This is a genomic window from Carboxydothermus pertinax, from assembly GCF_001950255.1.
Taxonomy (GTDB): Bacteria; Bacillota; Z-2901; order Carboxydothermales; family Carboxydothermaceae; genus Carboxydothermus; species Carboxydothermus pertinax.
Map to the genome: position 1 here is coordinate 33,557 of NZ_BDJK01000004.1, position 6,878 is coordinate 40,434.

General features: G+C 40.8%; 7 protein-coding genes. 1 reads left to right on the forward strand and 6 read right to left on the reverse strand.

Annotation, left to right across the window (positions count from 1 at the left end):
- Positions 1-12 precede the first annotated feature (12 nt).
- Positions 13-939 carry a DMT family transporter gene (locus cpu_RS01310; RefSeq protein ID WP_075858192.1) on the forward strand — a complete coding sequence of 309 codons (927 nt, stop codon included), beginning with the start codon at positions 13-15 and terminating at the stop codon, positions 937-939.
- Here cpu_RS01310 and cpu_RS01315 read toward each other — a convergent pair.
- The 6 genes from cpu_RS01315 to cpu_RS01340 all read right to left on the reverse strand — a co-directional run bounded on the left by cpu_RS01315 (position 917) and on the right by cpu_RS01340 (position 6,511).
- Complete coding sequence (locus cpu_RS01315) at positions 917-1,747, reverse strand: PHP domain-containing protein (protein ID WP_075858193.1); 831 nt, start codon at positions 1,745-1,747, stop codon at positions 917-919. The genes cpu_RS01310 and cpu_RS01315 overlap by 23 nt on opposite strands.
- A gap of 194 nt (positions 1,748-1,941) precedes the next feature.
- The gene (locus cpu_RS01320) at positions 1,942-2,661 is read right to left on the reverse strand and encodes an ABC transporter ATP-binding protein (RefSeq protein ID WP_075858194.1); all 720 of its coding nucleotides are present in this window, start codon (positions 2,659-2,661) and stop codon (positions 1,942-1,944) included.
- 2 nt (positions 2,662-2,663) lie between these two features.
- Positions 2,664-3,431 (reverse strand): ABC transporter ATP-binding protein, encoded by a 768-nt coding sequence (locus cpu_RS01325; RefSeq protein WP_075858195.1) that lies wholly within the window; start codon positions 3,429-3,431, stop codon positions 2,664-2,666.
- On the reverse strand, positions 3,406-4,374 hold the full coding sequence (locus tag cpu_RS01330) for a branched-chain amino acid ABC transporter permease (RefSeq protein WP_075858200.1): 969 nt from the start codon (positions 4,372-4,374) through the stop codon (positions 3,406-3,408). The genes cpu_RS01325 and cpu_RS01330 overlap by 26 nt, the downstream gene beginning before the upstream one ends.
- Before the next feature lie 9 nt (positions 4,375-4,383).
- A complete protein-coding gene (locus cpu_RS01335; protein ID WP_075858196.1) occupies positions 4,384-5,268 on the reverse strand; it encodes a branched-chain amino acid ABC transporter permease in 885 nt (294 codons plus the stop codon).
- Positions 5,269-5,341: 73 nt separating this feature from the next.
- On the reverse strand, positions 5,342-6,511 hold the full coding sequence (locus tag cpu_RS01340; RefSeq protein WP_075858197.1) for an ABC transporter substrate-binding protein: 1,170 nt from the start codon (positions 6,509-6,511) through the stop codon (positions 5,342-5,344).
- Positions 6,512-6,878: the final 367 nt, after the last annotated feature.

Genomic DNA, 6,878 nt, shown 5'->3' on the forward strand with positions numbered 1-6,878 from the left:
AGGATGGAAAAAATGGCGAGGAAAGCTTTGAGCTTAACCTACCTTTTATTGGTAATGGTAGCTATGCTTTGGGCCAGCGCCTTTGTTGCTGCCCGGGAAGTAGTAAAAGAAATTCCACCAGTATTAGCAGCAACTGCCCGCTTTCTGTTAAGTGCGGCCCTCCTATTACCTATTGCCCTCTGGCAGGAAAAAAATTTTCGCTACGGCTTAAAAAATTATTTTTACCTCATCCTGATGGGGTTTACTGGAATTTTCGCTTATAATTTATTTTTCTTTTACGGGGTTAAATTCAATCCTGCGTCGGATAGTTCCCTGGTTATTGCCATAAATCCAATCGTGATTTCTCTTTTAGCCGCAATTATCTTAAAGGAAAAACTAACTGCCGAAAAGGTATTGGGACTTATAATTTCTTTCATGGGGGTTTTACTGGTTATCGCGGAGGGCCATCCTTTCTCCTTTTTTCAAGGTTCACTCGAACCCACTCGTTTTTTGCTCTTAGGGGCAGTAGTTTCCTGGGCAATTTATTCGGTCGTCAGTAAAAAAGTTATGGGAGTAGTTTCTCCCTTGGCAACCACTGCTTTTAGTATCTTTTTCGGTGCCCTCTTTTTCCTCCCCTTTGGTCTTTGGGAAATGAAAAATATTGATTTAGCTACCATTTCATTGAAAAACTATCTTTTAATCCTGCATTTAGCAGTTTTTCCAACAATACTGGCCTTTTTCTGGTGGAATCTTGGCATAAAAAAGGTCGGAGCTCAGAAATCTGCTCTCTTTATTAACTTAATTCCAATTTTTACTTTACTCCTATCAAATCTCTTATTAGGGGAAAAAATAACCCAGCCCCGTCTTTGGGGAGGGTTACTGGTTATTTTAGGAGTTTTAGAAGGAAGTTACGGCTTTATCCCTCTGCCCTTTAAACCTAAAGTAAATTTACCCAGCTAACTTTTTCTAAAGGTATATTTAAACTCCCAAGGCCTCGGCCTAAAATAATTTCCGGCTTATTTGCCCCGTGAAAGTCACTGCCTCCAGAAATTAAAAGCTTGTATTCCTCGGCAAGTTTCAAGTAAAGCTTTGTTTGTTCTTCGCTGTGGTAAGTATAGTAAGCTTCAATCCCATCCAAACCGTAGCTTACTAATTCCTCTAAAAGTTTTTTTAACTCCACCTCAATCTTTTCCAAATAAACCGGGTGGGCTAAAAAGCTAAGCCCCCCGGCTTGTTTTATAATATTTATGGCTTCAAAAGGAGTTAATTTTTCTTTGGGGACATAAGCCGGACAGCCTTTGCCAAGATATTTGGAAAATGCTTCCTCCAGGGACGAAACATACCCCTTTTTCAGTAAAACCCTGGCCATATGAGGCCTTCCCACAATTTCGCCGCCTGCTTCTAAAACTACTTCTTCTAAAGTTATGTCAAACCCCAGAGCGTTTAATTTTTTAATCATTAAAGGATTTCGTCGTTCCCGGTTTTCTTTAAGCCGGGTTAGGGTTTTAATAAATTTTTCATCTTTAATATCCATGCCGTAACCTAAAATATGCATTTCCGTGGGCTCAAAAACCACACTGATTTCCACACCCGCAATAACTTTAACTCCATACTTTTCTCCTGCCCCCACCGCCTCAATAACTCCAGCAGCGGAGTCATGATCAGTAATAGCCAAAATTTTTATCCTCTCTTTTTGGGCAAGTTTAACCAGTTCTTCGGGAGTATAAGTACCATCGGAAGCGGTAGTATGGGTATGTAGATCGATCATAAAATCCTCCTATCCTTAAAATAAAATCATCTTGTCACTGGCAATGGTTTTTACGTATCAAATTCCATTATGCTAAACATTAACCTTAAAAAACTATCTCCCCTACACCCTAAACTTTTATATTTTCAATTATAACGAAAAATTGCCCAAAATAAAAAGAGCAGCTCTTTTTTAAGAACTGCTCCCAATTTTTCTTAGCCGCCCAGGTACGCTGCTTTAACCTGGGGATCATTGGCCAGCTTTTGCGCAGGTCCGGACAAAACGATTTTCCCGGTCTCCAGGACATATCCTTTATGGGCAATGGATAAAGCCATATGGGCATTTTGTTCCACTAAAAGAATGGTCGTCCCCTGCTCGTTTAATTCTTTGATAATCGCAAAAATCTCTTTGACCAAAAGAGGTGCCAATCCCATGGAAGGCTCATCTAAAAGCATGAGTCGCGGCGCCGACATTAAAGCCCGGCCCATAGCGAGCATTTGCTGCTCGCCGCCGGAAAGGGAACCGGCCAATTGACCTTTTCTTTCGGCAAGTCTTGGAAAACGTTCAAAAACCCGGTCAAGCCTACGTTTAAATTCTACCTTATCCTTTAAAAGATAGGCGCCCAACTCTAAATTTTCTAACACCGACATATTGGCAAAAACCCGGCGACCCTCGGGAACCTGGCTTACTCCCCTTTTAACAATATCATGAGCAGCTTTTCCGGTAATATCCTGCCCTTCAAAAATAATTTTCCCGGTTTTAGGTTTAACCAACCCACAGATAGTATTTAATGTTGTACTTTTCCCTGCACCATTAGCTCCAATTAAAGTTACTATTTCTCCTTCATTCACGGTAATGGAAATGCCTTTTAAGGCATGGATTGCACCGTAAAAAACATTTAAATCTTCAATTCTTAATACTTCTTTGCCGCTCACCGTTACGCCCCCTCTCCTAAATAAGCTTCAATGACCCGCGGATTGTTTTTAATCTCCTCTGGGGTGCCGTGAGCAATGTTAATACCGTAATCTAAGACGTAAATCCGTTCGCAGATATTCATTACAAGATGCATATCGTGTTCAATTAATAAAATAGTTAAATTAAATTTGTCCCGGATAAAACCAATTAACTCCATTAAATCGGTAGTTTCCTGGGGATTCATCCCCGCAGCCGGTTCGTCTAATAAAAGGAGGGATGGTTTGGTAGCCAGCGCCCGGGCAATTTCTAAACGCCGCTGCTCGCCGTAAGGCAGATTTTTGGCCTTTTCTTCTGCTTTATGAGCTAAGTTCATAATTTTTAAAAGCTCATAAGCCTCAGCCCGCATTTCTTTTTCTCCCTGGTAATACTTTCCGAGTCGGAGGATAGCATGAACCATATTATAAGGAGCGTGCAAATGCCGGGCAATCAAAACGTTTTCTAAAACCGAAAGCTCAGCAAAAAGGCGAATGTTTTGGAATGTACGGGTAATGCCTTTAGCAGCAATTTCATAGGGTTTTAAACCTACGATACTTTCACCTTTAAAGATGATATCACCGGTAGTTGGCAGGTACATCCCCGTTAAAAGGTTAAAAACCGTAGTTTTACCGGCACCGTTGGGCCCAATTAAGCCCACTAAATCCCCCTCATTTAGGGTAAGGTTTAAATCCTGGACTGCTTTTAATCCTCCAAAACTAATCCCCAGGCTATGCGTCTGCAGAATGGCTGCCATGATTTACACCCCGCTTTCTCTGAAAAAGCTTAAACGACAGTTCGTAGGATCCCAGAAGTCCCTGGGGTCGAAAGAGCATTACCAGGATCAAAATAATTGCATAAATAACCAATCGTAGTTCCGCCAAGCTTTGTAAAAAAGCGTTTACCAGGGTCAGGGCTACAGCTCCCATCACGGATCCGGTAATGCTTCCCTGGCCACCTAAAATCACCATCACGAGAATATCAAAAGATTTAAGAAAGTTAAATGCATTCGGCTCAATAAAGGTAATATAATGAGCTAACAGAGCACCTCCAATGCCGGCAAAGAAGGAACCCATCGTAAAAGCAATAACCTTATATTTGGTAGTATTGATTCCCATGGCTTCCGCTGCAATTTCATTTTCCCGAACCGATATACAGGCCCGGCCATGGCTTGATTGGACAAAATTTTTGATAACCATCACCGTTACCAGCATGCAGCCAAAGGCCCAGAGCCAGTTTGTCCGCTGGGTAATTCCCATTAAACCGTAAGCTCCACCTAAATAATCAATATTTGTTATTACCCCCCGGATAATTTCCGCAAATCCCAGGGTAGCAATAGCTAAATAGTCACCTTTTAAGCGCAATGTCGGGATGCCGATGATCACCCCACCTATGCCGGCCACTATCGCTCCGACCAGCAAAGACACAATAAAAGGAGCGTTAAAATTCAAAGTCATTATTGCCGAGGCATAAGCTCCCAGCGCCATAAACCCGGCATGACCGATAGAAAATTGACCGGTAAAACCAACCACAAGATTTAAACTTACCGTTAAAATAATATAAATTGCACTTTGAATTAAAACAAACATTATAAAGGGGGTAAAGATACCTGCCTGGGCCAAAAACTGTACCCCAAACAGCACAGCAAGTAACAAAACCGTTACTGTCAAGTTTTCTTTAGTAAACCATATTTTCAGCATTTGTTTCACCTACACTTTCTCCCGTACGTTTTTGCCAAAAAGGCCGGAAGGTTTAACCAGCAAAATAAGAATTAAAATAACAAAAGCCACTGGATCCCGATAAAGAGAACTTCCGTAACCGCTAACCAACGCCTCGGTAATTCCTAAAATTAAACCTCCGGTCATTGCCCCCGGAATTATCCCAATCCCCCCCAAAACCGCAGAAACAAACGCTTTTAAGCCAAACATAATTCCCATTAACGGAAATACTTTATTGTAATATACCCCCACCAAAACACCGGCAGCAGCAGCTAAAGCCGAACCCAGCGCAAAGGTAGCGGATATTGTTGAATCCACATTAATTCCCATTAAACGAGCAGCCTGCATATCATAGGAAACTGCCCGCATTGCTTTCCCTATCTTTGTATTATGAACAATGTACTGAAGTAAAATCATTAAAACTATAGTTACCACCACAATCGTAATTTCCCGATTGGAAATAGTGACTTTTCCTCCAAAGAAAGAGTATGAAACTTCCTTGAAAATTGCCGGAAAAGCCCTAGGTTGTGGACCTAAAAAATACATGGTAGTATATTCTAGAAAAAACGAAACCCCAATTGCCGTAATTAAAATAACAATTTTCGGTGCATTTCGTAACGGTCGGTAAGCTAATCGTTCAATTATAATCCCTAAAATCGCACATACAATCATCGAAAAAAGTAAAGCTGGAACAAAGGACATTTTTAAAACCAGTGTGGCATAAAGTCCGGCAAAAGCACCGAGCATGTAAACATCGCCGTGGGCAAAATTTATAAGTTTAATAATCCCGTAAACCATGGTATACCCTAAAGCTATTAACGCATAAATACTTCCTACTGATATGCCGTTTATAAGTTGCTGGATAAATTCCGTCATCTTGGCCACCCCTAACGTTAAGAATTCATTTTTTTGGGGGAAGGAGTTTTTCCTTCCCCCGAATTACAATAGTTTATGGATTTACGTAAGCTTTATAAGTTTGCTTGCCATCTTTATATTCTAAGATTACTAAACCTTTAACAGCGTTATGGTTTTCGTCTAAAGATATTTTAGCCGTAACACCTTCGACATCCTTGGTAGTTTTTAAGGCTTCTTTTATCTTTTCGGGAGTAGCCTCGCCAGCCCGCTTAATGGCATCAACTAGCACCAATACTGTGTCATAGCCTACTGCAGCCATTGCATCCGGCTCACTGCCATATTTTTCTTTATATTTCTTAACAAAGTCTTGTACTTTGGGGTCTGGCATTAAGGAAGAATAGTGGTTGGTGATGAAAGTATTATTAAGCGGAGCTGCTCCAGCAATTTCTACCAGCTTCGGTGAATCCCAACCATCACCACCGCCCATGGGAACATTAATACCGAGCTCCCGGGCCTGTTTTACTATTTGTCCCACTTGCTCATAGTAACCGGGTACATAAATGAACTCGGGGTTTAAACCTTTAATTTTTGTTAAGACGGAACGGAAATCTTGGTCGTTAGAAGTATAGTTTTCATCAGCTAGAATTTCCCCACCATTATTTTTAAAAGCTTCAACAAAGAATTTTGCCAGCCCCACAGAGTAAGGAGCAGTATTGTCTTTTAAAACAACAGCTTTTTTGAGCTTTAACTCATTTAAAACAAACTTGGCCATTGCCGTTCCCTGGAAGGGATCTATAAAGCAAGTCCGGAAAATATATTCCCGCACTTTGCCGGTTTTAGGATCTACCGTCACATCCGGGTTAGTTGCGGAAGGAGAAATTACAGGAACTTTATTGGTTTCAGCAATATTAACATAAGAAAGGGTGTTACCGGAAGTCATTGAGCCAATAATGGCTACAACTTTATCCTGAGTAATTAAACGAGTAGCAACCGACGCTGCCTCGGTGTTATCCGATTTATTATCGTACTTGACAATTTCAATTTTCTTGCCAAGCACCCCGCCAGCAGCGTTGATTTCTTCCACAGCCAGCATAACTCCATTTAAGCCAGACTGACCTAAGGTCGCAACATTGCCCGAAAGCTCTAAATTTGCGCCAATCTTAATGGTGTCACTAGTACTCGACTTATTTCCACAAGCCGAGGTAAATAAAAGTAAAAACGACAACAATACTACCGCTATTACCGTAAGAAAACTTTTACGCACCAGCTACCATCCTCCTTTTAATTTTTTGTGTTTTCTTAATAATCTGGCTTTTTATGTTTATTAGAAAAACTATCCTCCCGCACCCCTCCCCTCATTAAAAGGGTGCAAAAATTATTTCTAAGTTTCCTATGTATCAAATTATATCCATTTTAAAAGGCCTGTCTACAATTTTCTCTTTTTTCTCTTGGTTTTTTCTAAATATTCTGTATACATCACCAGCGCCTGATTTAGGAACAGTTTTGTAATTTACATTGAAGCGTCAATATAAGAATCGCCCCCAAAATTGGTATAAAGCAAAAAGGGGATAGGCAAATTACCTATCCCCTTTAGATTTAACTCCGGCGGCGACCTACTCTCCCAGGACCTT

Bases quoted from the DNA above. Each gene is read 5' to 3' on its own strand.
- cpu_RS01310 (WP_075858192.1), top strand. From the start codon at position 13: ATGGCGAGGAAAGCTTTGAGCTTAACCTACCTTTTATTGGTAATGGTA.
- cpu_RS01315 (WP_075858193.1), bottom strand. From the start codon at position 1,747: ATGATCGATCTACATACCCATACTACCGCTTCCGATGGTACTTATACT.
- cpu_RS01325 (WP_075858195.1), bottom strand. From the start codon at position 3,431: ATGGCAGCCATTCTGCAGACGCATAGCCTGGGGATTAGTTTTGGAGGA.
- cpu_RS01330 (WP_075858200.1), bottom strand. From the start codon at position 4,374: ATGCTGAAAATATGGTTTACTAAAGAAAACTTGACAGTAACGGTTTTG.
- cpu_RS01335 (WP_075858196.1), bottom strand. From the start codon at position 5,268: ATGACGGAATTTATCCAGCAACTTATAAACGGCATATCAGTAGGAAGT.